25 protein-coding genes are annotated in these 24,090 nt (G+C 72.0%); 14 read left to right on the forward strand and 11 right to left on the reverse strand.

All coding sequences use genetic code 11. The features are described from left to right. Positions 1-13: 13 nt before the first annotated feature. From ABZU91_RS00440 to ABZU91_RS00455, 4 genes are read right to left on the reverse strand one after another with little or no spacing between them, the layout of a single operon-like run. Positions 14-577 carry a heme-binding protein gene (locus ABZU91_RS00440; RefSeq protein ID WP_355232797.1) on the reverse strand — a complete coding sequence of 188 codons (564 nt, stop codon included), beginning with the start codon at positions 575-577 and terminating at the stop codon, positions 14-16. A gap of 31 nt (positions 578-608) precedes the next feature. Then, positions 609-1,346 carry a hypothetical protein gene (locus tag ABZU91_RS00445; RefSeq protein ID WP_355232798.1) on the reverse strand — a complete coding sequence of 246 codons (738 nt, stop codon included), beginning with the start codon at positions 1,344-1,346 and terminating at the stop codon, positions 609-611. A gap of 2 nt (positions 1,347-1,348) precedes the next feature. Continuing rightward, the gene (locus tag ABZU91_RS00450; protein WP_355232799.1) at positions 1,349-2,146 is read right to left on the reverse strand and encodes an ABC transporter permease; all 798 of its coding nucleotides are present in this window, start codon (positions 2,144-2,146) and stop codon (positions 1,349-1,351) included. Further along, complete coding sequence (locus tag ABZU91_RS00455) at positions 2,143-3,039, reverse strand: ATP-binding cassette domain-containing protein (RefSeq protein ID WP_355232800.1); 897 nt, start codon at positions 3,037-3,039, stop codon at positions 2,143-2,145. Before ABZU91_RS00455 ends, ABZU91_RS00450 begins: the two co-directional genes overlap by 4 nt. Positions 3,040-3,171: 132 nt before the next feature. On the opposite strand from ABZU91_RS00455, the gene ABZU91_RS00460 reads away from it, so the two are divergent. From ABZU91_RS00460 to ABZU91_RS00475, 4 genes are all read left to right on the forward strand, one after another. After that, positions 3,172-4,425 carry a histidine kinase gene (locus ABZU91_RS00460; protein ID WP_355232801.1) on the forward strand — a complete coding sequence of 418 codons (1,254 nt, stop codon included), beginning with the start codon at positions 3,172-3,174 and terminating at the stop codon, positions 4,423-4,425. After that, entirely contained in the window at positions 4,404-5,168 is a 765-nt protein-coding gene (locus ABZU91_RS00465; protein ID WP_355233075.1) for a response regulator transcription factor, read from the forward strand. The genes ABZU91_RS00460 and ABZU91_RS00465 overlap by 22 nt, the downstream gene beginning before the upstream one ends. Before the next feature lie 63 nt (positions 5,169-5,231). Then, positions 5,232-6,656, forward strand: a complete 1,425-nt coding sequence (locus ABZU91_RS00470) for an ATP-binding protein (protein ID WP_355232802.1) — start codon at positions 5,232-5,234, stop codon at positions 6,654-6,656. Positions 6,657-6,744: 88 nt separating this feature from the next. Beyond that, positions 6,745-7,239, forward strand: coding sequence for a hypothetical protein (locus tag ABZU91_RS00475; RefSeq protein WP_355232803.1), 495 nt, complete (start codon positions 6,745-6,747; stop codon positions 7,237-7,239). Positions 7,240-7,344: 105 nt separating this feature from the next. Here the strand turns inward: ABZU91_RS00475 and ABZU91_RS00480 are convergent, their stop codons facing one another. Continuing rightward, positions 7,345-8,124, reverse strand: a complete 780-nt coding sequence (locus tag ABZU91_RS00480) for a D-Ala-D-Ala carboxypeptidase family metallohydrolase (RefSeq protein ID WP_355232804.1) — start codon at positions 8,122-8,124, stop codon at positions 7,345-7,347. Positions 8,125-8,429: 305 nt separating this feature from the next. Between ABZU91_RS00480 and ABZU91_RS00485 the strand changes: the two genes are divergently transcribed. Continuing rightward, complete coding sequence (locus ABZU91_RS00485) at positions 8,430-9,068, forward strand: hypothetical protein (protein WP_355232805.1); 639 nt, start codon at positions 8,430-8,432, stop codon at positions 9,066-9,068. Between the two features lie 45 nt (positions 9,069-9,113). Continuing rightward, positions 9,114-9,578, forward strand: a complete 465-nt coding sequence (locus ABZU91_RS00490; protein ID WP_355232806.1) for a PPOX class F420-dependent oxidoreductase — start codon at positions 9,114-9,116, stop codon at positions 9,576-9,578. Between the two features lie 12 nt (positions 9,579-9,590). Here ABZU91_RS00490 and ABZU91_RS00495 read toward each other — a convergent pair whose 3' ends face one another. After that, positions 9,591-10,232 carry an NAD(P)H-binding protein gene (locus ABZU91_RS00495; RefSeq protein ID WP_355232807.1) on the reverse strand — a complete coding sequence of 214 codons (642 nt, stop codon included), beginning with the start codon at positions 10,230-10,232 and terminating at the stop codon, positions 9,591-9,593. A gap of 53 nt (positions 10,233-10,285) precedes the next feature. Continuing rightward, positions 10,286-11,518 carry a serine hydrolase domain-containing protein gene (locus ABZU91_RS00500; protein ID WP_355232808.1) on the reverse strand — a complete coding sequence of 411 codons (1,233 nt, stop codon included), beginning with the start codon at positions 11,516-11,518 and terminating at the stop codon, positions 10,286-10,288. 72 nt (positions 11,519-11,590) lie between these two features. Between ABZU91_RS00500 and ABZU91_RS00505 the strand changes: the two genes are divergently transcribed. The 3 genes from ABZU91_RS00505 to ABZU91_RS00515 all read left to right on the forward strand — a co-directional run bounded on the left by ABZU91_RS00505 (position 11,591) and on the right by ABZU91_RS00515 (position 13,726). Beyond that, entirely contained in the window at positions 11,591-12,184 is a 594-nt protein-coding gene (locus ABZU91_RS00505) for a pentapeptide repeat-containing protein (RefSeq protein WP_355232809.1), read from the forward strand. Between the two features lie 165 nt (positions 12,185-12,349). Then, positions 12,350-13,315 (forward strand): hypothetical protein, encoded by a 966-nt coding sequence (locus ABZU91_RS00510; RefSeq protein ID WP_355232810.1) that lies wholly within the window; start codon positions 12,350-12,352, stop codon positions 13,313-13,315. 87 nt (positions 13,316-13,402) lie between these two features. Beyond that, positions 13,403-13,726: a hypothetical protein gene (locus ABZU91_RS00515; protein ID WP_355232811.1), complete on the forward strand. Its 324-nt coding sequence runs from the start codon at positions 13,403-13,405 to the stop codon at positions 13,724-13,726. A gap of 14 nt (positions 13,727-13,740) precedes the next feature. Here ABZU91_RS00515 and dacB read toward each other — a convergent pair whose 3' ends face one another. Then, the gene (gene dacB, locus ABZU91_RS00520; protein WP_355232812.1) at positions 13,741-15,324 is read right to left on the reverse strand and encodes a D-alanyl-D-alanine carboxypeptidase/D-alanyl-D-alanine-endopeptidase; all 1,584 of its coding nucleotides are present in this window, start codon (positions 15,322-15,324) and stop codon (positions 13,741-13,743) included. A 51-nt stretch (positions 15,325-15,375) separates the two neighbouring features. After that, positions 15,376-16,107 (reverse strand): aquaporin, encoded by a 732-nt coding sequence (locus tag ABZU91_RS00525; protein ID WP_355232813.1) that lies wholly within the window; start codon positions 16,105-16,107, stop codon positions 15,376-15,378. A 274-nt stretch (positions 16,108-16,381) separates the two neighbouring features. Between ABZU91_RS00525 and ABZU91_RS00530 the strand changes: the two genes are divergently transcribed. Then, complete coding sequence (locus tag ABZU91_RS00530; RefSeq protein WP_355232814.1) at positions 16,382-16,663, forward strand: adhesin; 282 nt, start codon at positions 16,382-16,384, stop codon at positions 16,661-16,663. Positions 16,664-16,683: 20 nt separating this feature from the next. Here the strand turns inward: ABZU91_RS00530 and ABZU91_RS00535 are convergent, their stop codons facing one another. Beyond that, a complete protein-coding gene (locus ABZU91_RS00535; RefSeq protein ID WP_355232815.1) occupies positions 16,684-17,754 on the reverse strand; it encodes a hypothetical protein in 1,071 nt (356 codons plus the stop codon). 91 nt (positions 17,755-17,845) lie between these two features. Here ABZU91_RS00535 and ABZU91_RS00540 point away from each other — a divergent pair, with 91 nt between their 5' ends. From ABZU91_RS00540 to ABZU91_RS00555, 4 genes are all read left to right on the forward strand, one after another. Continuing rightward, entirely contained in the window at positions 17,846-18,739 is an 894-nt protein-coding gene (locus tag ABZU91_RS00540; protein ID WP_355232816.1) for a sulfotransferase domain-containing protein, read from the forward strand. Between the two features lie 287 nt (positions 18,740-19,026). After that, entirely contained in the window at positions 19,027-19,419 is a 393-nt protein-coding gene (locus tag ABZU91_RS00545) for a cupin domain-containing protein (protein ID WP_355051904.1), read from the forward strand. A gap of 39 nt (positions 19,420-19,458) precedes the next feature. Beyond that, positions 19,459-21,255, forward strand: coding sequence for a glycoside hydrolase family 15 protein (locus ABZU91_RS00550; RefSeq protein ID WP_355232817.1), 1,797 nt, complete (start codon positions 19,459-19,461; stop codon positions 21,253-21,255). 246 nt (positions 21,256-21,501) lie between these two features. Next, positions 21,502-22,854 (forward strand): pectate lyase, encoded by a 1,353-nt coding sequence (locus ABZU91_RS00555; protein ID WP_355232818.1) that lies wholly within the window; start codon positions 21,502-21,504, stop codon positions 22,852-22,854. 39 nt (positions 22,855-22,893) lie between these two features. Here the strand turns inward: ABZU91_RS00555 and ABZU91_RS00560 are convergent, their stop codons facing one another. Next, complete coding sequence (locus tag ABZU91_RS00560; protein WP_355232819.1) at positions 22,894-24,084, reverse strand: threonine synthase; 1,191 nt, start codon at positions 24,082-24,084, stop codon at positions 22,894-22,896. Positions 24,085-24,090 lie beyond the last annotated feature (6 nt).

Below are 24,090 nucleotides of genomic sequence, written 5' to 3' on the forward strand. Positions count from 1 at the left end.
GGCCACCGCCCGTTCACTCCACGACCGGCAGCACGACCTCGTTGCGCCGCAGGAACCATGGCTTCCACGGCGGGTCGAAGCGCGCGTACCGGATGGCCCCGGTGGGTTGCAGCCCGGCGGCGGTCACCGACCGGCCGAGCAGGGTGGCCCGCCGGCTGAACGCCTGCTCCGTCCATCGACCGGAGAAGCGCACGGCCGCCGCCAGTTGGGCCCCGACCGCACGGATCCGCACCCGGGCGTCCACCGGCTCGGGCACCGTCGCGGTGGTGACGGTGGCCGGCAGGACGAACTGGATCAGGTACGCGCCCGGCCGCTCGCCCTCGATCTGGACGACCGGCACGGTCATCGCGATCTTCTCCGAGTCGCTGGCCGTCGACGTCGCCGGCACGCCGGACCCGACGGGGTGCCGGGCCCGGTTGGCGCCACCGACGTACGCGGCCAGCGGCCGGAACGCCTCGATCGGCGCCCGGGTGAACGACGCCTGGACCTGCATCTCGGCCACCAGGTGGGCCGGGTAACGACGCAACTCGAAGCCGGGGTGTCGGGACACCACCCGGTACGGCTGCTGCTCGGTCATCGTGCGCTCCCAGGATCTCCTGGGACTGACGCTACCTGCCCTCGGGCTCCCGCTCGGCCGAAGTCGGCTGTCCCGCTTTGGGGGCGACGGTCCGCCAGTACTGGCGTCCACCCTCGTCGCGCAGCACCACCCCGAGCCGGCCGAGTTCACGGCGCAGTTCCCGCACGTCGTCGCGGCGGTCCCGTCCGAGAGCCCGGTCGCGGGCGCGCAGCAGCGCGTCCGCGCCGGCCGGTAGGCCGGGCAGGTCGGGCACCCACAGCCGGTACGCGGACCGGTGCGGGTCGTCGTCCGCCCAGGCCCAGCCGTGCGCGTGGAACGCCTCCGCCAACTGGACCGCCGGCAGGTCCGTCGACTCCCGCAGGAGTTCCGCGCCGTGGCCGTCGAGCAGCACCAGGTGCTTGTCGGCCAGGAAGACCACCCGGGTGTCGGCCCGCGCGGCGGTGCGGATCTGGTCGGCGCGGCGCAGCCGGACCTGCACCCCGTCCACGGTGACGATCAGCCGTTCGGCGGTGCCGACGCCGGCGACGACCAGGCCGGCGAGGACGCCCACGGCGATCGCGCCGAGGGTCGCCTGCGGTTCGGGCAGCCGGTCCAACCACCTGACGAGGTCGCCGAACGGTACCCACGACAACCGGGCCAGCCACCCCGTCGACGCCGCGAGGAGCCAACCGGCGCCCGCGCCGAGCAGCGGGAAGCCACCCCACAGGACGACCAGTTCCAGCGGACCACCGGTGACCACCGTGTGGGGGCGACAGTCGGCCGCGTCCATGGTCAGGACACCTCGCGGTGCAGCGTCCGGACCAGGCCGGCGGCCAACGGAAGGACCATCCAGACGAGCAGGGACACCGCCAGCCGCCCCCACTGTCCGCCGGTGAGCGCATCGCTGCCGAACAACGGCTCCATGGTCCGGCTGGTGTCCAGCCACTCGGCCGGACCGCGCAGGGGCCGGACCATCTCGCCGAGCACCGACCAGAGCGTCGGCAGCAGCAGGTAGCCGACGATCGCCAACGGCGTGTTGAGCAGCAGCAGGCCGAAGGCGGCACCCATCAGCACCACGGCCACCTGGACGATCACCCCGTTGACGATCAGCGTCGCGCCGACCTGCCAGGTGCCCGCACCGCCCGTGGCCGACGCCACGAGCGTCCCGACGCTGGCGACGGCGACGGCGACCAGCACGGAGGCGACCGCGGCCAGCACCACCGCGATCAGCTTCGCGGCCACCACCCGTTCCCGCCGGGGCACCAGCGCGTACGTGGTGAGGGCGGTGCGCTGCGACCACTCGCTGGTGATCGACAGGATGCCCAGCACCGGCAGGAGCACGTTGGCGGGCAGCAGCGAGGTCACGAAGAAGGTGCCGAAGGTCTGTTCGGCGTCCTCCGCGTAGATCAGCAGGAGGGTGACGACCGCGACGACGACGAGGCCGATGGTGATCAGCAACCAGCGGCCGGCCCGGGTGTCGACGAGCTTGCGCAGTTCCACGGCGGTGAGCCGGAGCAGTGACGGTCGGCGTACCGGGGAATGGTGCCGGGGCGCGACGGCGCCGGCGGTGGGCGCGGTGGTGGTGGTCATCGGACGGCCTCTCTGGTGGATTCGCCGGCGGTCAGGGTGAGGAAGAGCTGTTCGAGGCCGCCGCTGCCGGCCGGGCGCAGCTCGGTCAGCGCGACTCCGGCGTCGGACGCGGCCTGGCCGACCGTCTCGGCGTCCGCCTGCACGAGCAGGCCGTCGGCGCTGTCGGCGGCGGTCAGGTCGGCCGCCTCCAGCGCCCGACGCAGCGCCACGTCGTCGCGCGCCCGCACCACCGTGCCGCCACCGGCCAGCAACTCGTCCTTGCTGCCCTGGGCCACGATCCGGCCACCCCCGATCACCACCAGCCGGTCCGCGACCGCCTCCACCTCGCGGAGCAGGTGGGAGGAGAGCAGCACCGTGCCGCCCCGGTCGGCGAAGTCGCGCAGCAGACCCCGCATCCAGAAGATCCCCTCCGGGTCCAGGCCGTTCGCCGGCTCGTCGAGGATCAACACCCGGGGGTCACCGAGCAGCGCCTGCGCCAGGCCGAGCCGCTGGCGCATGCCCAGCGAGTACGCCCGTACCCGACGCTTCGCCGCCACCGCGTTCAACCCGACCAGGTCGAGCTTCGCGGCGACCTCGCGCTTGTCCAGACCCAGGGTGTACGCGGACAGCGTCAACGCCTCGCGGCCCGTGCGCCCGGCGTGCTGGGCGGAGGCGTCCAGCAGCACGCCGACCTCCCGTCCCGGGTTGGGCAGCTCCCGGTAGGGGTGTCCGGAGACGGTGGCGCGACCGGCGGTCGGTGTGGTCAGCCCGCAGATCATGCGCATGGTTGTCGACTTGCCGGCGCCGTTGGGGCCGAGGAAGCCGGTGACGGTGCCCGGCTCGCACTGGAACGACACGTCGTCCACCGCCGGGTGCGGCCCGTACCGCTTGGTGAGGTTCTCCACGCTGATCATGCGGTCGAGCCTGCCCGCGCCGTCCGGTCATCCGCTGCGGCCACCGGTCGGCGTCGCGTCGACCTTGGTCGACGCTCCGGACGATACTTTGGTAGCTGGTTGCCGGTGCCCGTTGCTGCCTAGCATGGGCGCGTGACCAGCCTCGCCGTCCCGGAACACCCCTGGCTGCTGCCAGGGGAGCTGGTCGTGCCGGGCGAACGTGACCGGGCACACCCGCGCCGCACCACCCGCGACTGGATCGTGGACAGCCTTGCGTTCCTGGCTGGGCTGCTCTGGGTGTTGTTCGCCACCGTGGACGCCCTGTCGCCCGCTCCGGAGACGGCGATCCCGCTGCCGCACGACTGGATGGCCGGCGTGGACGCGCTGCTCGGGCTGGCCTCCTGCGGGCTGCTCTGGGTGCGGCGACGGTGGCCGCTCGGGTTGGCGGTGGCCACCCTGCCGCTGAGCGCCTTCTCGTTGGCCGCTGCCGTCCCGCTGCTGATTCTGTACTTCACCGTCGTGGTGCACCGCCGCACCGCCGTCGCGATCGCGTTAACCGGTGCCGGCCTCGTTACCAACCTGATCTTCAGTTGGGCACGCCCGGATCCGAGCTGGCCGTACTGGGCCACCGTGTCGTGGGGCGTGGTGATCACGTTCGCCGTGCTGGCCTGGGGGATGTTCGTGCGGGCCCGGCGGCAGTTGATCGTGTCGCTGCGCGAGCGCGCCGAGCGTGCCGAGGCCGAGCAGCAGTTGCGGGTCGCCCAGGCCCGCCACCTCGAACGCACCCGCATCGCCCGGGAGATGCACGACGTGCTGGCCCACCGGATCTCCCTGCTCAGCCTGCACGCGGGCGCGCTGGAGTTCCGCCCCGACGCGCCGGCCGACGAGGTCGGGCGGGCGGCCGGGGTGATCCGAGCCAGCGCGCACGCCGCCCTGCAGGACCTGCGGGAGGTCATCGGGGTGCTCCGGGCCGAGGGCGACGCCACCGGCGACGCGCCCGAGCCGCCGCAGCCCACCCTCGCCGACCTGCCGGCCCTGGTGGACGAGTCGCGGACGGCCGGGGTGCGGGTCAACGTCAGCGACAGCGTCGCCCGGCCGGAGGAGGTGCCAGCGGCGCTGGGGCGGGCCGCGTACCGGATCGTCCAGGAGGGGTTGACCAACGCCCGCAAGCACGCGGCCGGCGCGGCCGTCACCGTGGACGTCGCGGGCGGGCCGGGCACCGGGCTGACCGTGGCGATCGCCAACCGGTGGCCGGTGGGCGCTCCGGTCGGCGGCACACTTCCGGGCGCGGGCACCGGCCTGGTCGGCATCAGCGAACGGGTCACCCTGGCCGGCGGGCGACTCGCCTACGGTCGGGACGACACCGGCGACTTCCGGCTGGCAGCCTGGCTGCCGTGGCCGGCGTGACCGGGCCGGCCGGCGGGCCTGGCTCTCCTGACGTGCGCGGCGCCCGCGACGGGTCCGGCCCGGCCGGCGGGGCGGAGCCGGTACGGGTGCTGATCGTGGACGACGACGCGCTGGTCCGGGCGGGGCTCTCGATGATCCTCGGCGGCCTGCCGGACCTGTTGGTGGTGGGCGAGGCGGCCGACGGCGGCGAGGTGCCCGCGGCGGTCGCCGCGTACGCCCCCGACGTGGTGTTGATGGACATCCGGATGCCCCGGGTGGACGGGCTGGCCGCCACCGAGGCGCTGCGCACGCAACCGCACCCGCCCGAGGTGTTGGTGCTCACCACCTTCGACGCCGACGAGCAGGTGCTGCGGGCACTGCGCGCGGGCGCGGCCGGTTTCCTGCTCAAGGACACCCCGCCGGCGGACATCGTGCACGCGGTACGCCGTGTCGCCGCGGGCGAGGCGATGCTCTCTCCGACGGTGACCCGCACGCTGATCAAGCACGTGACCGCCGCCAACCCGGGCCTGCCCGGCCCCGATCCGCGTCAGGAGCGGGCGCTGCGCCTGCTCGGTGGGCTCAGCGAACGGGAGCGGCAGGTCGCCATCGCCCTCGGTCGGGGCCGCACCAACGCGGAGATCGCGGGGGAGTTGTTCATGAGCGTGGCGACGGTGAAGGCGTACGTCTCCCGCCTGCTGACCCGACTCGACCTCAACAACCGGGTCCAGGTGGCCCTGCTCGTGCACGACGCCGACCTCGTCTGAACAACACGGATGAGGTTACACTCATTTCTGGTTGTTCCATCGTTGGCAGTATCAGGGGTGATCGTGGACGGCTTTGTGGGGAGGGACCGGGAACTCGACCTCCTGAGCGGCATGCTCTCCCGTGTGCAGCGAGGCGGCCGGGCTGGTCGCCCGGGTCGCGCCCTGCTCATGCGCGGTCGCCGACGGGTCGGCAAGTCCCGGCTCGTGGAGGAGTTCGTCGAGCGAGCTGAGGTCCCACACCTCTTCTTCACCGCCTCCGCGCAGCCGACCGCCGCGGCCGATCTCGCCCTCTTCGTGGAAGCGGCGGCCGCCTCCACGTTGCCCGGAGCGCACCTGTTGAGCGAGCAGCATCCACGGACCTGGGACGCCGCGCTCACCCTCCTCGCCGCCGCGCTGCCGACCGACCGGCCGAGCGTCGTCGTCCTGGACGAGATGCCGTATCTCATCGCGAGCGATCCGGGCTTCGAGGGCACGCTCCAGAAGGTCTTCGATCGCGAGCTGTCCCGGCGGCCGGTCCTGCTGATCTGCGTCGGCTCGGACCTGGCCATGATGGAAGCCCTGAACGACTATGGTCGGCCGTTCCACCAGCGGGCCACCGAGATGGTCATCCCTCCGCTGAGCCCGGCCGACGTCCGCGACATGCTCGATCTGGCCGCCGCCGACGCGTTCGACGCCTATCTGGTGTCCGGCGGTCTGCCGCTGATCCTCGACGAGTGGCCGACCGGCGCGTCGGTGCACGAATATCTGGCCGACGCGGTACGCGACCCGACCTCGGCCCTGCTGGTCAGCGGCGAACGCGCGCTCGCGGCGGAGTTCCCACCCCAGTCCCAGGCGGGCCTGGTGCTGCGAGCCATCGGCACCGGTGAGCGGACCTTCACGCTGATCTCCCGCGCGGCGGGGGATCTACCGCAGGCGTCCCTGAACCGCGCCCTGGGTCTGCTGACCCAGAAGCGGGCCGTGGAGGTCGCCGTCCCGCTGTCGACCAAGCCGTCGCGGGAGACGAGGTATGCGGTGGCTGATCCGTACCTGCGTTTCTGGCTGTCGTTCCTGGGGCCCCACCTGGCCGAGATCGAGCGTGGGCGAGGTGACCTGACCTTGGAGCGGATTCTGCGATCGTGGACGTCCTGGCGAGGTCGGGCGATCGAACCTGTCGTCCGCGAGACGATGCGCCGGCTGCCCGGAGGCACGCTGCCGGCCGAAGCATCGGTGATCGGCGGCTACTGGACCCGTACGAACGACCCCGAGATCGACATCGTCGGTGCCGATCGTGGGCCGGTCGCTCAGCGCATCTGCTTCGTCGGCTCGGTGAAGTGGCAGGAGAACCGCCCCTTCGATGCCCATGACCTGGGCAGACTGCTTCTGCACCGGTCCCGGCTGCCCGGAGCGGACGAATCGGTGCCGACCGTTGCCGTGTCGCGCAGCGGCACCGCCGTCGACGGAATCCACGTGCTGTCGCCAGAGGATCTGCTCAGCGCGTACCGGGATTGAACTTTCGTCCGATGCCGGCCGTACCACTGCCCGAGGATGTCGGTGCGGTGGGTCCGCCGTACCGCTGCCGAACTGCGGGAGGCCTGCCGTGCGAGTTGGTGAGCAGTCGACGGATCCCATCGACCAGGTGCTGGGTGAGGTGCCAATGCCGGCGCCACTGACCCCCGAGGATGTCCGGCTCGCGGTCCGGGCGGTGGTCGTGCACACCGCCGAGGAGTGGCCGACCGGGCCGCTGTGCCGCAACGACGGCGCTTCCTATCCGTGCCGCCTGCATCGGTGGGGGCGGCGGGTCCTGGAGACACACGGGCTCAACGAGCGGCAGATCGAGGCGCTGATCCGGCACGGCAACCCGTTCGTGCACGTGCCCTTCCCGTTCACCGCGACCGGGCCGTCGTCCGCGCGGCCGACCGGCGTCCGGCCGGCGACGACCGCCGGCCACGCGGCGCCGCCACCCGGCCGGGCCGGACTGCCGGCGCGGCACCAGGCCGCGCGGGTCACCCCCACGGGGGTACGACCTGCTGCCGCTGCCGGCCGACCGGCGGCTCCCGGTGTCACCGCGCCGCGCTGGCCCCGGGCGAGCTGAACGGCCTACCCCGAGCCGCCCTTCAGGGGACGACACGACGCCGGCCCGACGCGGGGTTCCCCACCCGCGCCGGGCCGACGTCACGCCGACCGGCTGGTCCAGTCGTCAGCCGCCGATCCCGCAGTCCGGCGCGGACCAGCTCGTCGTGTTCGAGCTGTTGTCGCTGTTGTTCTCGCGCCGTGAGTCGACGTGCACGTGGTCGTCGTGATCGGGGTAGCCCGGCCCGTAGATCCCGCTGAAGCCGTGGTTACGGGCATCCTTCGCCACCCGGCACAGCGACGACGTCCGTGAGGTGACGTCGGCCGCGTTGCCGTACAGGTGCTGACTGTCCGACGCGCCGCCGACCTGGTTGTTGCAGGCGCGGCTGCGGTAACCGCTCGACACGTTCAGCGGCTTGTCGCCGAGGCTCTTGCGCAGCGCCTCCAGCTTCCACATGGTGCGCAGCGCGTTCTGCTTCGTCTGGGCCGCCGACAGGGGGCCGCCGCTCCAGCCGCTGCCGCCGCACCCGTTGTCCAGCTCGCCGTAGCTGAAGTGCGCGGGGGTGCAGTCGTTGTCCTGGAGTTGGTACAGCTTGGCGTAGGTCTGCGGGCCGGCGATGCCGTCGGCGCGTAGCCCGTACGCCTGCTGGAACCGCTTCACCGCGGCGGCGGTCTTTGGTCCGTAGCGGCCGTCGTTCTCCACGATGTCCCGGGAGCCGGCCCAGCCGGCGACGCGGATCTGCAACTGACGGACGTCGTCGCCCGAGCGTCCCTGGTACAGGTTGCGGTTCCAGGTGTAGCAGCCGTCCGCGTACGCTGCCGGCGCGGCGACCACCGCGGCGATCGCTGCCCCGGGCAGTGCCAGGGCGAAAGCGACTGCGACTCGCTTCAAGGTGTTTACGCGCACAGAAGTCCTCCCGATAGGAGAGCGAATGGGGTGGGCTCTGGGACATCGACCGGGACGTCCCGTGATTTCCACCCTCGCACTGATCAGGGCGCTTGGCGGCAATAACGAGAATTGTCCTCACGAATCGCCCGTTCCTGGGCGTCGCCTGTGAATTCGGCTGATTTGTGAAACAGCCATTTCCCCCGATCGCGCAGGTAGCGCGAGAACTGCACCGAACGTCGCAATCAGCCACACCCAGGGTGATGTTCCTCGCCGACGAGCAGCCGGTAACGTCAGCCTCGGGCGGCGGACGGGCGGAGGTGCACGTGGCACGCGGTGGCGTCTTCTGTGTCGAGGGTCAGTGGCACCGCGACCTCAACGAACGCGGCTCCGTGCTGCCCACCCTCGAACTGCTGGAGCGGCTGGGCAAGATCCGGTTCATCCACAAGGACGCGGCCACCCGCGACGAGTTGTTCTACTTCCTGGACCGCTGGCTGCTCAAGCAGTACGCCGACCACCGCGTCGGCTTCTTCGCCATGCACGGCGAGCCGAGTCGCCTCTGCCTCACCGACTGGCAGTCCGTGGAGCTGAACGAGGTGGCCGAGCTGATGGCCGGCCGCTGCGAGGGGCGCAGGCTCTACTTCGGCAGCTGCTCCGTGCTGCGCGCGTCGGACGCGGTGCTGCGCGAGTTCCTGGAGGTCACCGGCGCGGCGCTGATCTGCGGCTTCACCCGGGACGTCGACTGGGTCGAATCGGCCGCCTTCGAAACCGTCCTGCTCGACGTGCTGGCCAACGGGCAGCGGCACAACGCCGCCGAACTGCGGATGGGCTCGGCGCACTGGGCGCCACTCGCCTCGTACCTCGGCTTTCGGGTGATCTACGCCAACGGCCGGGCCTGGCGCCCGGCCGGGCGACCTCGCGTGCCCAGCCAGGCGGTGCCACCCACCGCTGCCCGCCCCCGCTGACCCCCACCGCCCCCGGACCCGCCGCCGCCCTGGTAGGAACGAGAGATGGCGCCAAGCATCGCGAAGAACACCCGGGTCGACCGGGACGCCCTGCTCGACTTCCTCCGCCCGCGACACCGGGTGGTGCTGATGACCACCCGGGCCGACGGCCGCCCGCAGTCCTCCCCGGTCTCCGCCGGCATCGACGGCGAGGGCAGGCTGGTCGTGTCCACCTACCCCGAGCGGGCGAAGGTGACCAACATCCGCCGCGACCCCCGGGTCTCGGCCTGCGTGCTCTCCGACGACTGGAACGGCCCCTGGGTGCAGCTCGACGGCACCGCCGAGGTGCTGGACCTGCCCGAGGCGCTGGAGCCGCTGGTCGAGTACTTCCGCAGCATCTCCGGCGAGCACCCGGACTGGGACGACTACCGGGCGGCCATGGTGCGTCAGGGCAAGTCGCTGATCCGGGTCACCATCGACGCCTGGGGTCCGATCGCCACCGGCGGCTTCCCGGCCCGCCTCGCCGACTGATCGCGCTGTCGCTCAGTACGCGGCGGTGAACCGCGTGTTGACGTACCGGGGCTGCTCGATCTCGTCGACGATCGCGACCGCGAGATCCTCATAGGTGAGCACCGAGCGGCCCTGGTCGTCGGTGACCGGCTCGTCGGTGCCCGTCCGGTAGTGCCCGGTGCGGTCGCCGGGGTGGAATTCCAGCGGTGGGGGCGAGACGTAGGTCCAGCGCACCCCGTCGGCGGAGCTGCGGTAGTAGTCCAGGGCGTCGGCCTGGCCCATCGCCGACTCCCGGTACTGCTCGGGGAAGTCCGGTTCGTCGAGGAACCGGGTGCCGCGTGGCGTGAGCAGGGTGGAACCGCCACCCAGGTGGATGATCCGGGGCGCCGCCGGCATGGCCCGCAGGGTGGTCACCAGGGTCTCGGCGGCGCTGCGCCACAGCCCACGCTCGCCACCACCGATGGCCACCACCAGGGCGTCCGCGTCCGGTGCCAGCTCCCGGACGCTGCGCTCGCTGGTGGCGTCGCCGGTGACCGTCCGCACGCCGTCCGGCAGGTACGAGGTCGCCTCCGGACGACGGACCGCGGCGATCACCCGGTGCCCCCGGTCGGCCGCCTCGGCGGCGACCCGCGATCCGGCGGTGCCGCCCGCGCCAAACACGACGATGGTGCTCACCAGCCCAGGCTAGGGACCGGGCCGGCCGCCCGCCCGTCAAACGGCGATCCCGGTCAGTCGACCAGGGCGGCGTAGACGAGCTGGCGCAGTTGGGAGCGCAGTGGGTAGGTGCTCGACGGCATGAGCTGCGTGAAAAGGAGCGCGGTGATCTCCTCGGCCGGGTCCACCCAGAAGGCGGTGCTGGCGACCCCACCCCAGTAGTACTCGCCGACGCTGCTCGGCACCCGGCTCGGAATCGGATCCTCGACGACCGCGAAGCCGAGGCCGAAGCCGATCCCGTCCAGGGTGCTCTCGGCGAAGCCGCCGGTGGACAGGGTGCCCAGGTCCTGCCCGCCGGGCAGGTGGTTGCGGGTCATGAAACGCACCGTGCGAGGCCCGAGCAGGCGTACGCCGTCCAACTCGCCGCCGCGCAGCAGCAGTTGGGTGAAGCGGTGGTAGTCGGCCGCGCTGGAGATCAGGCCACCGCCACCGGAGAGCAGGCCGGGCTTGTGGTGCGCGAGGGTGCCGAGCCGGTCGTAGCGGGTCGCCTGCCCGTTGCGCGGATCAGGTGCGTAGAGCGCGGCCAGCCGCTCGGCCTCGTCGCCCTCGACCCACCAGCGGGTGTCCGTCATGCCCAGCGGGGCGAAGATCCGGTCCGCGAAGAAGGCGTCGAGGCTCTGCCCGGAGACCACCTCGACCAGTCGACCGAGCACGTCCGTGGCGACCGAGTAACCCCAGGCCGTACCGGGCTCGAAGAGCAGCGGCAGTCCGCCGAAGACTTCACAGGCCGTGGCCAGGTCGACGTCCGTCGGCGGGTACAGGTCGTAGCCGGCGGCCCGGTAGAGCCCGTCGACCACCGACGTCTGCATGAAGCCGTACGTCAGGCCGGCGGTGTGGGTGAGCAGATGCCAGACCCGGATCGGCTCGGTCGCCGGCACCGTGTACGGCTTGAGCGTCGAGCCTTTCGAGTAGACCCGCATGTCGGCGAACTCGGGCAGCCAGCGGCTGATCTCGTCGGTCAGCTCGAAGCGGCCCTCCTCCCACAGCATCATGGCCGCGACCGAGGTGACCGGCTTGGTCATCGAGTAGATCCGCCAGAGCGTGTCGGTTTCGACCGGCGCCCCCGACTCGCGGTCCCGAACGCCGTACGTCGAGGAGTGCGCCACCTCGCCGCGGCGGGTGACCACCACCTGCCAGCCGGCCAGCCGGCCGTCGTCGACGTACCTGCCGAAGTGGTCGTCGATCCGGGCCAGCCGCGCCGGGTCGAAGCCGATCTCATCCGGGTCATTGCTCCGCGCCACACTCACGCCGCCGAAACTACTCGCCGGTACGCCGCTACCGGAAGAGGCCGCCCCCGGCGGCGTCGTTAGCCTGGCCGGATGCCGGAGTTGACCGAGGACGTGACCTTCCGCCACGAGGACTGGTACGGCGAGGAGCTGACCGATCGTCAGTTCGTGGCCTGCGAGTTCTACGACGTGGACCTGACCGAGGCGGTCACCCGGGGCGCGGTCTTCACCGGCTGCACGTTCGGCAACGTGCGGTTCAACGCGTCCCGGCACCTCGACTCGGCGTTCACCCGCTGTGTCTTCAAGCGCTGCAACTTCTTCGAGGCCGAGTTCACCGGCTGCAAGCTGGTGGGCAGCACCTTCGTCCAGTGCGAGCTGCGCCCGTTGCGCGTCGACGGCGGCGACTGGTCGTTCGTCGCGCTACCCGGCGCGGACCTGCGCGCCGTCCGGCTCAGCGACGTGCGGATGCGCGAGGCCGACCTCACCGGCGCCAACCTCGGCGGAGCCGCCGTGACCGGTGTCGACCTCTCCGGCGCGCAGCTTCAGCGTTGCCGCCTCGGCGGTGCCGACCTGCGGCGCAGCGACCTCACCGCGCTCGACCCGACGTCGGCCGAGTGCGCCGGCGCGATCGTGGACGCCGAGCAGGCTCTCGTCATCGCCCAGGCGCTGGGCTTCCGGATCGGCTGAGCTGGGATCGACCAACCCCTGTCCCATACCGTCCCGATCCGGACTGGACACGTCATGCTGTCCCGATTTAGCGTGTCGACCACGCCGGTGCAATCGTAAACGACCCACAGTGGACGGTCGATCCGTCAGGTGCGGTGGCGGTCGGGCGGCAACGTGGAGGGGTCGGTGGCGGACGAGGACCGTACGCGGGATGGTTCGCGGGCCGGAGACGACCCGGCAGACCGACCTGCGTCGCACCGGCCGCGAACCGACGCCGTCGGTCTGAACCACCGCGCGCTGCGCCGACTCACGCGCGCCCGACAGCGGCGGCGCTGGGCGCTGGAAGGAGCCGGCGCGGCCGTCTGCCTCGTGGTGCTCGTCGCGTACCTCGGCACCCGGTCCGACCCGGACTCGGGTGACGGCAGGGCCGGCGGCTCGGGTGGCGTGCCCGCCGGGGCAGTCCGTCCGACGGGTCTGCCGGGCGCCGACGGGCGCACCGATGCCGGCCCGGCGCTGCCGGGTCTGCGGCCCCGTCAGCGCCCACCCTCGCCCGAGCCGACCCCGTCGACGAGCCCGCCCACGACCCCTCCTGCGGAGAAACCGTCGACGTCGCTGCTGTCGGTGAGCCGCGCCGAGGTGCCCGCCGAGGTCGACCTGACCGCCGTGGGCACCCGCGACTGGATGCACTGGGGGCTGCGCGGCGGTGACTCGACAGTCCGCAAGCGCTCCGGCTCCGGGGAGATCGTCGACGGGGGCGGCAAGGGCCGCCGGGTCGGCTGGGACGGCAACCAGGAGGTTGTCCGTTGGTCCGACGGTGCGCCCGAGCGGTGGGATCGGGGCAGCTCCGACGGCGTTTACACCTGCGGCGTCGGCAACGGATTCAGCCTGTCGGTCGCCGGCAGCGGCACGTCGCGCACCGTCCAGGTCTACGCCGGGATCTGGATGGCACGCGGCCGGCTGGACGTGCGGTTGTCGACCGGAGGGCCGGTGAGCACGGTGCGTCTGGAGGACCCGTACACCAGTCAGAGCGCCCAGTTCGTCATCCGGTTCACGGCGCCGAAGGACGCCCGGCTGGTGGTGACCTGGACGGTCGAGAAGGTCTTCACCGAACACTGCGGCAACGTCGGCCTCCAGGCTGTCGCGCTGCGCTGAGCGGGACAGTTTGTCCGTCGCCCTCCGTCCACGTCGACGTAGCTTTCTGCTGTCCCCGTCTCACCTTCCACTGTGGAGGAAGTGCAGATGAGCAGCAGTACCGCCCACCGCCTCCGTCCCGCCGTCTCCTCCGGCGCCGACGAGCCGGAGGCGCTCCGCGACATTCCCCTGCCGCCGTACGTGACGGGCGAGGATGCCCAGTTCGCGGTGCGTGCGGTGGTCGTGCACGCGCCCCGCCGTTGGTCCGGCGGAGTGGTCTGTCGCAACGACGCCAGCCCGCACCCTTGCCGGCTGCACCGCTGGGGCACCCGCGTCCTGACGCTCCGCGGCCTGCACGCCGCCGAGATCGCCGCCCTCATCGAGCGCGGCGACCCCGCGGCGGTGCCCCCCACACCGAAGCACCCGGCCTGACCCGCCTCCGCCGGTCAGCAGGTGATCGGTTTGACCCAGGAGCACTCCACGCCCTCGGGCGTACGCGGCGCCTGGGGCACCTCGGGCCGCGCGATCCATGCCGTGCTCGCGGCGTCCTCGCGGTGACCGGCCAGCGTCACGGCGATCTGGTCCTCCAGCGCCTTGACCGACGCCGTCAGGTAGTTGTTCAGCAGGATGGAGAAGGCCAGCAGGTGACCGTCGGCGCTGGTGACGTAGCCGGACAGCCCGGACACGCCGGTCAGGCTGCCGGTCTTGGCGTGGACGTTGCCCGCCGCCGGGGTGCCGGCCATGCGGCTGCGCAGCGTGCCGCCCACGAAACGCTCCGGTTGCCCCGCGATGGGCAGCGCCGCGTACCAGGCGGCGAACCAGGGTTGGGTACGCACGGCGGCCAGGAGGTCGACGAACTCGGCCGCCGGCACCAGGTTGCGGCGGGACAGTCCCGAGCCGTCGCGCTGGCGCAGCGTTCCGGTGTCCATTCCGGTGTCGGCGACGTACTCGCTGATCGCGGTGAGACCGGCGGACCAGGTGCCGGTGCCGGACAGCACGCGGCCGATCTCCTTGGTGAGGACCTCGGCGTGCCCGTTGTTGGAGAGCTTGAGGAACGGCGTCATCAGCTCACCGAGGCTCATCGAGTCGTGTCTGGCCACCGGGTGGGCCGTCTCCGGGGTGGGCTCGCCGAGCACGGTCCGGCCGAGCACCCGGACGCCGTGCCGGTACAGCGCTGCCCGGAAGATCTCGGCTGCGAGGCCGGTGGGTTCCCAAACGGTCACCCAGTCGCTCGCGGGCTCGTCGCCGACGACGATCCGGCCGGTCACCACGACCGTGTTGCCGCCGTGTTCGCGCTCGATGGAGATCGACGTCTCACCCTCGCTGACCGTCTCGGCGCGGTTGTCGATGCGGACGTAACTGGTGGGCGGCGTGGTGGTGACAACCGGGCGGGCGCCGGCCCGGTCGGCGGGAGCGGCGTGCACGATCACGGTGCCCGCGTCGTAGTCGGTGTCCGGGGCGACCGTCAGCGCGGAGACCTGCGCGGCGTAGTAGTACGGCTCGTCGTCCCACGTCCAGTCGGGGCCCAGCCGGGTGCGGTCGTAGCGGGTGTCGTCGGCGACCAGGTTGCCGGTGACGACCCGGACGCCGGCGGCGGCCACCCGTGCGGCGAGCGCGTCGTAGTCGGCCGCGAGCATGGTCGGATCACCGCCGCCCCGCAGGTAGAGACTGCCGGAGAGCAACCCGGCGCGGCGCGCTCCGGTGGCCTGCACGTCGGTGCTGAAGTGATGGCCGGAACCGAGCAGCCCGAGGGCGGCGGTGGAGGTCAGCAACTTGGTGTTGGAGGCCGGGATCAGCCGCCGGTCGCCGTTGCGGTCGTAGAGGGTCTCGCCGGTGCTGGTGTCGACGACGACCACCGAGGTCTGCGCGCCGGTCAGCCGGTTGTCGGCGAGGATCGCGTCGATGGTGGCGCGCAGGCGGGTCGTCGCGGGGGTCGGCGACTCGGCGGTGGCGCCGGACGCGCCGACCGTGGCCACGGTGGCGACCAGCGCGAGCAGCGCGACGGCGCGCGGAAAGAGACGACGATGCATGCGCCGATGCTGCCACGAAGGTAATCGCCGGAAAAGAGCCCCGGACGAAGGTTATTGCCCTTCGTGGTGTCCCGGTCTGCCGACCGCTCGCTCGTGTCCGCCCCAGTAGTGCCGCTGCGCGCCCATCACCAGCGGTGCCACCAGCGCCGCGAGCGCACCGCCCAGCAGCGGGAAGACGATGAACACCCAGAGTTGGCGGAGCGCCGTTCCACCCTCGAAGACGGCCGGACCGAAGGCTCGGGCCGGGTTGACCGCCGCGCCGGTCAGCGTCACGCCGACGAGCTGGGTGGCGGCCAGGGCCAGTCCGATGGCCAACCCGGCGGTGCCCGGATTCTCGGTACGGCTCGTGACCACCAGGACGACCAGGACGAAGAGGAAGGTCAGCACGATTTCCACCACGGCCGCGCCACCCCGGTTGATGTGCGCGCCGTACCCGTTCGAGCCCAGCGCCCCGGTCTGGTCCGCTACGTCACCCCAACGGGTCAGCGCCCAGAGCAGGAAACCGGCCACCGTCGCCCCGGCGAACTGCGCGATCCAGTAGGCGACAGCGCCGATCACCGAGATCTTGCCGGACAGCAGGACACCGAGCGTCACCGCCGGGTTGACATGACTACCGGAGAGCGGACCGATCGTGTAGACGAGGGCCAGCATGACGAACCCGAAGGCCAGCGCGACGACCACCACACCACCCTGGACCCGCGCGGCGACCGCAGCGCCGACGCCGAAGAAGACCAGCAACAGCGTGCCGAGAAATTCCGCGGCTGCGCGACGGGCGTCATCCATGTACTCAGCGTAAGGATAGTTCCGCCCGCTAGCGGGCAAATCAGGTTCGTGACCAGGCAGGGAGCGAGCGCTCGACTGACTCCGCTCTATTTGACGGATCGCCGGGCACGGGGCACGGTGGGCAGAGAAGGGGCCTCTCAGCCGCCCCGATTCGATGCGACGGCGATGACCGTCCGTCCCTCCCGTCGCCTCCCACGCGTGCTCGCACGCGGGCCGATTGTCCGGTCTGCGCGACAACCGACCGCGAGCCGAGAAACCACGAGGAGTTCCACCAATGCTCACCATGACCGACAACGCCGTGCTCGTCATCCGTGACCTCGCCAGCCAACAGGACGTGGCCCAGGACGGTGGCGTACGGATCGCGGCCGACACCGACGCCGGATCGCTCACCGTGGAGCTGGTGCCCGAGCCGGAGCAGGGCGACCAGGTCGTCGACAACCAGGGCGCGCGGATCTTCCTCGACCCCGACGCCGCCGAACTGCTCGGCGAAGCATCGGTGGATGCCACCGTCGACGACGAGGGCATCATCCAGTTCGGCTTCACCGAGAAGCAGTAGACACGCGCCCCGAAGGGGTCTCACCGCAGCGATCGCCCTCGCTGCGGCGGGCCCGGCGGCGGGCGCCAGCCCGGCCCGCCGGTGTCGTCGGGCCGGAGCAGCGCGGCGAGCACGTGCGCCAGATGGTGCGACGTGCTCCACGCCGTCCAGTTGGCGGGTGACCCGGCCCCCGCCCCGCGGCGTGCGCGCCGCAGCAGTTCGTGGTCGCCCCACGAGAACGCCGCTCCGGCGCTCGACCAGTGCGATGCCGCCACCAGCGTGCGACACAGGTCGGCGAAGCGCTCGTCGCCCCGGCCGCCCCGGCGCGACCAGCGGTAGACCCACCAACCGTCCTCGGCGGTGTAGCGAACCGTGGGCAGTCGGTCGCCGGCGTCGCCCGAGTCGGGCAGCGCCGAGCCGACGCCGTAGTCGCCGTAGTCGACGCCGACGTCCGCCAGCCGCTGCCAGAGCTGCCAGTCCCAGCGTCCCAGCCGCACCGGCTCGTCGGTGGGCAACCGGGACAGCGTCGGAGGCATACCGCCCGCCGCCACCGTCGCCGAGCACCAGGCGTGGCGACGGGCCCAGTCCAGCAGCCGGCGTACCCGTGGTTCCGCCACCCGCACGTCCGCCGGGCAGCAGACGTCACCCGCGTCCACCAGAAGATCGCACTCCTCCGGCGCGAGGCCGGTGTACCGCCAGATCCGCTCCACGGCGGTCGTGTCCGCGTCCGGACCAGCCCGGTCGTGCGCGACCCGCACCCGGACCAGCGCCCGCCGCGCGTACGCCCGGGCTGCCGCACCGTGCGCGATGAGCCGCCGCTCGCTCTCCGCGAGCCCCACGACGGGCATCAGCGGTACGCCCCACCGGGCCAGCTCGGTGTCGGTCGAGTCGGGCAGGGCTGTCACGTCGACGGCCGGTAGCAGGCCGGTCGGCAGCCGACGCAGGGCGTCGGAGATGGAACGGTCGACCGCGCTGACCTCCAGGATCGGGGCGACGAGCGGGGCAGCCGCCGGATCGAGGTGATTCAACGCCTCCAGCTCGCCGCGTCGGCGGCTGGCGAGGATGGGGCGGTAGACCGGTGCCACTGCCCGGCCCCCGTGGGCGGGCACCATACTTCAATCTAGTCAGGCATTTGCATGCCTCCCCACTTCTGGTACCGAAAATCTGCTGTCTGACTGTCGGTTCGGCGACTACGCTCGCCCGATGTCCACGTCGCCCCACCGTTACCGCTCCGACGACGAGGACAGCGCCCGCTGGGTCGGCTTTCCGTTCCGTGCCGGCGACATCGTGATCAGCACCCGTTCCAAGAGCGGCACCACCTGGATGCAGATGATCTGCGCGCTGCTGGTGCTGGGCACCCCGGAGCTGCCGGCGCCGCTGTCCGAGCTGTCGCCCTGGCTGGACTGGCTCGGTGAGCCACGTGACGTGGTGTATCAGCGGTTGGCCGCCCAGCCGCACCGCCGGTTCGTCAAGACGCACACTCCGCTGGACGGCGTACCGCTCGATCCCCGGGCGCACTACGTGGTGGTGGCGCGGCATCCGCTGGACATGGCGATCTCCCTGTATCACCAGGCCGGCAACCTGGACCGTGCCCGTGTCGCCGAGCTGACCGGCCAGCCCGCGCCGGCGGGGCCGCCGCGGGTCCGTCCGCCGCTGGCGGAGTGGCTGCCGAGCTGGATCGACCACGAGGTGGACCCGCGCGTCGAGCTGGACTCGCTGCCCGGGGTGTTCTGGCACCTGGGCGACGCCTGGGCCCGCCGGCACGAGCCGAACGTCGAACTGGTGCACTACGACGACCTTCGCGCCGACCTGGGTGGCCAGATGCGCCTTCTGGCCGACCGGTGGGGTGTCGCGGTGCCCGCCGGGCGGTGGCCCGATCTGGTCGAGGCGGCCACCTTCGGCCGGATGCGGGAGCGTGCCGATCAGCTCGCCCCGGACACGCTGGGCGTCCTGCGGGACCGCCGGGCGTTCTTCCGTCGGGGCGGCTCGGGTCAGGGGCGCGACCTGCTGGACCCGGCCGGTCTGGCCCGTTACGAGGAGCGGGCGCGGGCGCTGGCCCCACCGGATCTTCTCGCCTGGCTGCACCGCGACGCCTGAGACGTACACCGCGACGCCTGCCGTGTACACCGCGACCTCTGGGGCATACGCGGAAACGAGCGCGCGGCGCCGCTTCGACCGTGGTCGCAACGTCGCCGCGCTCTGGCCGTCTCCCACCACCGCAGCCGTTCGGCGGTACGCCAGCGGGGACCTGGCTCGACCGGCCGTTCGCGCCGGTCGGAGTTGACGATCCCCGCTGGGCGCGGACTCAAACCTGTCGAGCGTGGGGAATTCCACCATCTGCCAGTCCCGGCGTGACGCGTGATCGAATGGGGTATGACCGGGCCATGGAGCATTTCACGATCGCGACCGTCGCCGAGAAGAGCCCCGACTTCCGGCGGGTGCTGTGGACCGGCGAGCACACCCAGCTGGTGATCATGACCATCCCGCCGGGCGGGGAGATCGGCGAGGAGGTGCACGAGGGCATCGACCAGATCCTGACGTTCGTCAGCGGGACGGGTGAGGCCCGAGTCGCCGGTGAGAAGCGGGAGGTCGTCGCGGGCGACCTGGTCGTCGTGCCGTCCGGCACGAAGCACAACTTCGTCAACACCGGCCCGAATCCGCTCGTCCTCTACACCGTCTACGGCCCTCCGGAGCACGCCGACCAGGCCGTGCACCACACCAAGGAGGAGGCCGACAGGGCCGAGGAGGCCGGCGAGGACGAGCCGCCCACCGCGTGACGCCGGCCTGAACCGGGTCGCTGTGGGTACGCGCGGCTGGTGACGCAGCCGCCGATTTCCGACTACGGGTTCCTCTCGGACTCCCGTTCCGGAGCGCTGGTCGACCTCGACGGCTCGATCGACTGGTGGTGCCCGGACCGGTTCGACGGCGCGTCCGTCTTCGGACGGCTCCTCGACCCGGACGGCGGGCACTTCCGGTTGGCGCCGGTCGGCGTCGGTGGCCCGGGCTACCGCGTCGAGCGGGCGTACCGACCGGACACGCTCGTGCTGCGGACGGTGCACCACACGCCGCACGGCAGCGTGTCGGTGACGGACGCGCTCGCCGCCGAGGACGGCGCCCGTGCGCACGAACTGGGCATGAACTCGCCCGCCGTGCTCATCCGGGTGGTCGAGGGACTGTCCGGGCGGGTACGGATGGCGCTGGACTTCGCCCCCCGCCCCGAGTACGGGTTGCTCACGCCGTACCTGCACGAGCAGCCCGACGGGGCGGTGGTGGCCGATGCCGGCCCGGTGACGTTGGTGCTGCGCGTCGGAGGTATGCCACTGCGGGCGGGCCGCGACCGGGTGACCCACGAGTTCGAGGTCTCGACCGGTCAGGTGGTGGGGATCGACGTGGCGTTCGGGCAGTCGTACGGGAAGCCGCCGGTCCGACTGGACCCGCTGACCGTGCTCGCGGACACGACGCGAGCGTGGGAGGCGTTCCGGCAGTCGCACCGGTACACGGGGCGGTACCCGGAGCTGGTCCGACACAGTGCCACGGTGCTGTCCGGCCTCACGTACGCCCGCAGCGGCGCGGTGGCGGCGGCGTCGACCAGCTCGTTGCCGGAACAGATCGGCGGCGACCGCAACTACGACTACCGCTACTCCTGGTTGCGGGACTTCTCGCTGACGATGCGGGCGCTCTGGGTGGCTGCCTGCCCGGACGAGGCGTCGAGACTGTTCGCCTGGGTGGCCCGTTCGATCGGCCAGTTCGGCGACGAACCGGTGCCGGTGCTCTTCGGACTGGAGGGCGAACGGGACATCTCCGAGCACCACTGCAACCACCTGCGCGGATACCACGACAGCCGGCCGGTGCGCGTCGGCAACGACGCCTGGAAGCAGCGGCAGCTCGACGTGCCGGGCGAGGTGCTGTCGGCGGTGTGGAGGCTGCGCGACCACCTCGGTACGACGTTCGACGGGGAGTTGCGGGAGATGGTGCTCGGGCTGGCCGAGCAGGTGGCGGCGACCTGGCACCTGCCGGACCGGGGCATCTGGGAGACCCGGGAGGAGGAGCGGCACTACCTCTCCTCGAAGGTCTCCTGCTGGTTGGCCCTGGATCGGGCCGTCGGACTCTCCGACCGGCTCGGTGAGCGGGCCGACCCGCGTCGCTGGGCCGCGGTGCGCGACGAGATCCGCGAGGCGGTGCTGCGCGAGGGGTGGAACGACCGGATCGGTGCGTTCACCGGCTCGTTCGGTTCGGCGGAGCTGGACGCCTCGGTGCTTGCCCTGCCGGTGGCGCACTTCCTGCCGGCGACCGATCCGCGGATGCGGTCGACCATCGAGATGGTGGAGCGCGAGCTGGGTACGGAGGACGGGCTCGTCCGACGCTGGACGAGCGACCCGGCCGGGTTCCTGCTGTGCTCGTTCTGGCTGGTGGAGTGCCTGGTGATGGCGGGTGAGCCACGGCGGGCCGAGGAGCTGTTCGAACGCGTGGTGGGCCACGCCAACGACGTCGGCCTGTTCAGTGAGCAGATCGACCTGTCCACCGGCGCGCAGCTCGGCAACATGCCGCAGGCGCTGTCCCACATCGGGTTGATCAACGCGGCCTGGCGGCTGACCGAGCCGAACAGCTTCTGATCGGCCCGCCGAAATCCTGCAACAGACCTGCAAGCGCCAGGCATTGACGCTGATGCGTGCCCAGTCCTAGCCTCGAAGAGGCGGGGAAAGCCCTTTCCCGCGGCTTTCGTCCCGCTTCACCCCGCTGTCGGATCCGGGCATCCGATGGGGCACACCGATCCCGCCTTCGAGGCCGCGCGCCGTGCCGGCACGTCCCCGCGCGCTCGGATCCACGGATCGCCACCACACGCGTCAAGGAGGACAACCGTGCACAGGAGACGACGACCACTGGTGCTGGCGGTGTGCGCCGGCGTGACCGTGGCGGCCCTCGCCGCCAGCATGACCTCGGCCTTCGCGGCCACCATCTTCACCGACACCTTCACCGACGGCGACGCCTCCGGCTGGTCCAAGTCCGGCGGCACCTGGGCGGTCGACGGCGCGGGGGTGTTCAACCAGTCCAACGCCGGCAGTGAGCTGGCCCGGCAGTTCGCCGGCGACGCCGGGTGGACCACCTACTCCGTGCAGGCCCGCGTCCGGCCGACGAGCTTCGGCTCGTCGAGCGGCCTGGTCGGGCTCGCCGCCCGGGCCAGCAGCAGCACCAAGATGTATCGCCTGGCCCTGCTCGGCTCTGGACGGGCCGAACTCCAGGCCGTCAACGGCAGCAGCATCACCGCGATCGGCTCCGCGTCGCTGGGCGTCGCCGCCGGCACCTGGTACACCCTGCGCATCGAGGCCAGTGGCAGCACCATCCGCGGCTTCGTCAACGGCACGCAGATCGCCTCCGGCAGCAACAGCCTGGTCGGCGCCGGTCGGATCGGTCTGGTCACCGCGTACGCCAGCGGCGGCTTTGACGACGTGGTGGTCGACTCGTCCGGCGGTGGCACCCCGACCACACCACCGGCCACCAGCACCCCACCGCCCACCACGTCGGGCCCGACCACCCCGCCGCCCTCGGGCTGGCCGACACCCACCAGCAGCCAGAAGGTGGACGCGACGATTGCGGTCTCCGGCACCTTCGACGGTGGACTCCGGCGCTACTACGGCATCGGCGACGGCGGGCAGAGCGAAAGCCAGGACCCGATGTTCGAGCTGGCCGCCGGCGCCACCCTGCGGAACGTGATCATCGGTGCGCCCGCCGGTGACGGCGTGCACTGCGAGGGCAACTGCACGCTCGTCAACGTGTGGTGGGAGGACGTCGGCGAGGACGCGGCCACCTTCCGGGGCGGCACCACGTACACCGTCGACGGCGGCGGGGCGCGGTCGGCCAGCGACAAGGTCTTCCAGCACAACGGCGCGGGCACTGTCTACATCAGGAACTTCCGGGTGGAGAACTCCGGGAAGCTCTACCGGGCCTGCGGCAACTGCTCCACGTCGTACCAGCGGCACGTGGTGATCGACAACGTGGTCGTCCGCGACACCGACACGATCGCCGGCATCAACACCAACTGGGGCGACACCGCACGCTTCAGCCGCGTCACGATCGTCGGCGACCCGGACCGGGAGACGTCGATCTGCGTCAAGTACAAGGGCGTACCCAAGGGCAGCGAGCCGACCAAGATCGGCGAGGGCGCCGACGGCGTCAACTGTTTCTACGCGCCGTCCGACATCACCTACCAGTAGCGCGGCCCGCCGGCATCCCGCGCCACGCGGGATGCCGGCTCAGGCCAGCACGGGTACGCCGGAGACGTCGACCGTCTCCGGATACTTCAACCCCGCGCCGGTGTTGAGCACCACCACCCGTTCCCCAGCCCGAATCCAGCCACCGGCACGCAGCTGGCGTGCGGCGGTCAGGCAGGCCGCGCCCTCCGGGCAGAGCAGCAGCCCCTCCCGGGCGGCGAAGTCCCGCAGGTCGGTCAGGATCTCCGCGTCGTCGACGGCGACGGCGGTGCCGGCTGATGCCCGCAGCGCCCCCAGGATCAGCTCGTCACCCAGCGGCGACGGCACGGTGATGCCGAACGCCACCGTGTGCGCGTCCTCCCACGGGCGGGCCCGGGAGTCACCGGCGGCGAAGGCCCGCACGATCGGCGCGCAGCCGGTCGACTGGACCGCCACGAGCCGGGGCAGCTTGTCGCCGACCCAGCCCAGCTCGCGCATCTCGTGCAGCGCCTTGTGGATGCCGATCAGGCCGACCCCGCCGCCCGTGGGATAGATGATCACGTCGGGCACCTGCCAGCCGAGCTGCTCGACGATCTCGTACCCCATCGTCTTCTTGCCCTCGAGCCGGTAGGGCTCGCGCAGCGTGCCGGCGTCGAAGATCGCCCCGTCGGACTCGGCGATCAGCTCGGCCACCCGCCGGCCGGCGTCGCTGATCAACCCGTCCACCAGGCGCAGGTCGGCGCCGGCGGCCACGCACTCGCGCCGGCAGATGGTCGGCGCGGCCAGCGGCATGACGATCGTGGCGCCCATCCCGGCGCGCGCGGCGTACGTCGCCCACGCCGACCCGGCGTTGCCGTTGGTCGGCATCGCGATCCGCTGCACGCCCAGCTCGCGGGCGCGGCTCACGCCGACCGCCGCGCCACGCGCCTTGAACGAGCCGGTCGGAATCAGCCCCTCGTCCTTGACCATCAGATCGGCGATGCCGATCTCGGTGCCGTACGCGGGTGCCCGCAGCAGCGGCGTCCAGCCCTCACCGAGCGTGGTGACGTGCCGAGGGTCGGCGACGGGCAGCAGCTCCCGGTACCGCCACAGGTCGGCCGGGCGCAGCGGAAAACGTTCCGGGGTGACTGCCTTCGCGACAGCCGGCAGGTCGTAGCGGGCCAGCAGCGGGGAGCCGCAGTCGCAGAGGTTCTGCACCGTGTCGGCGGCGTACTCCAGGCCGCAGCGCGGGCAGTCCAGGTGGGTCAGGTACACGTCGCT

The sequence above is a fragment of the Micromonospora sp. NPDC005174 genome (assembly GCF_040608495.1).
Taxonomy (GTDB): Bacteria; Actinomycetota; Actinomycetes; order Mycobacteriales; family Micromonosporaceae; genus Micromonospora.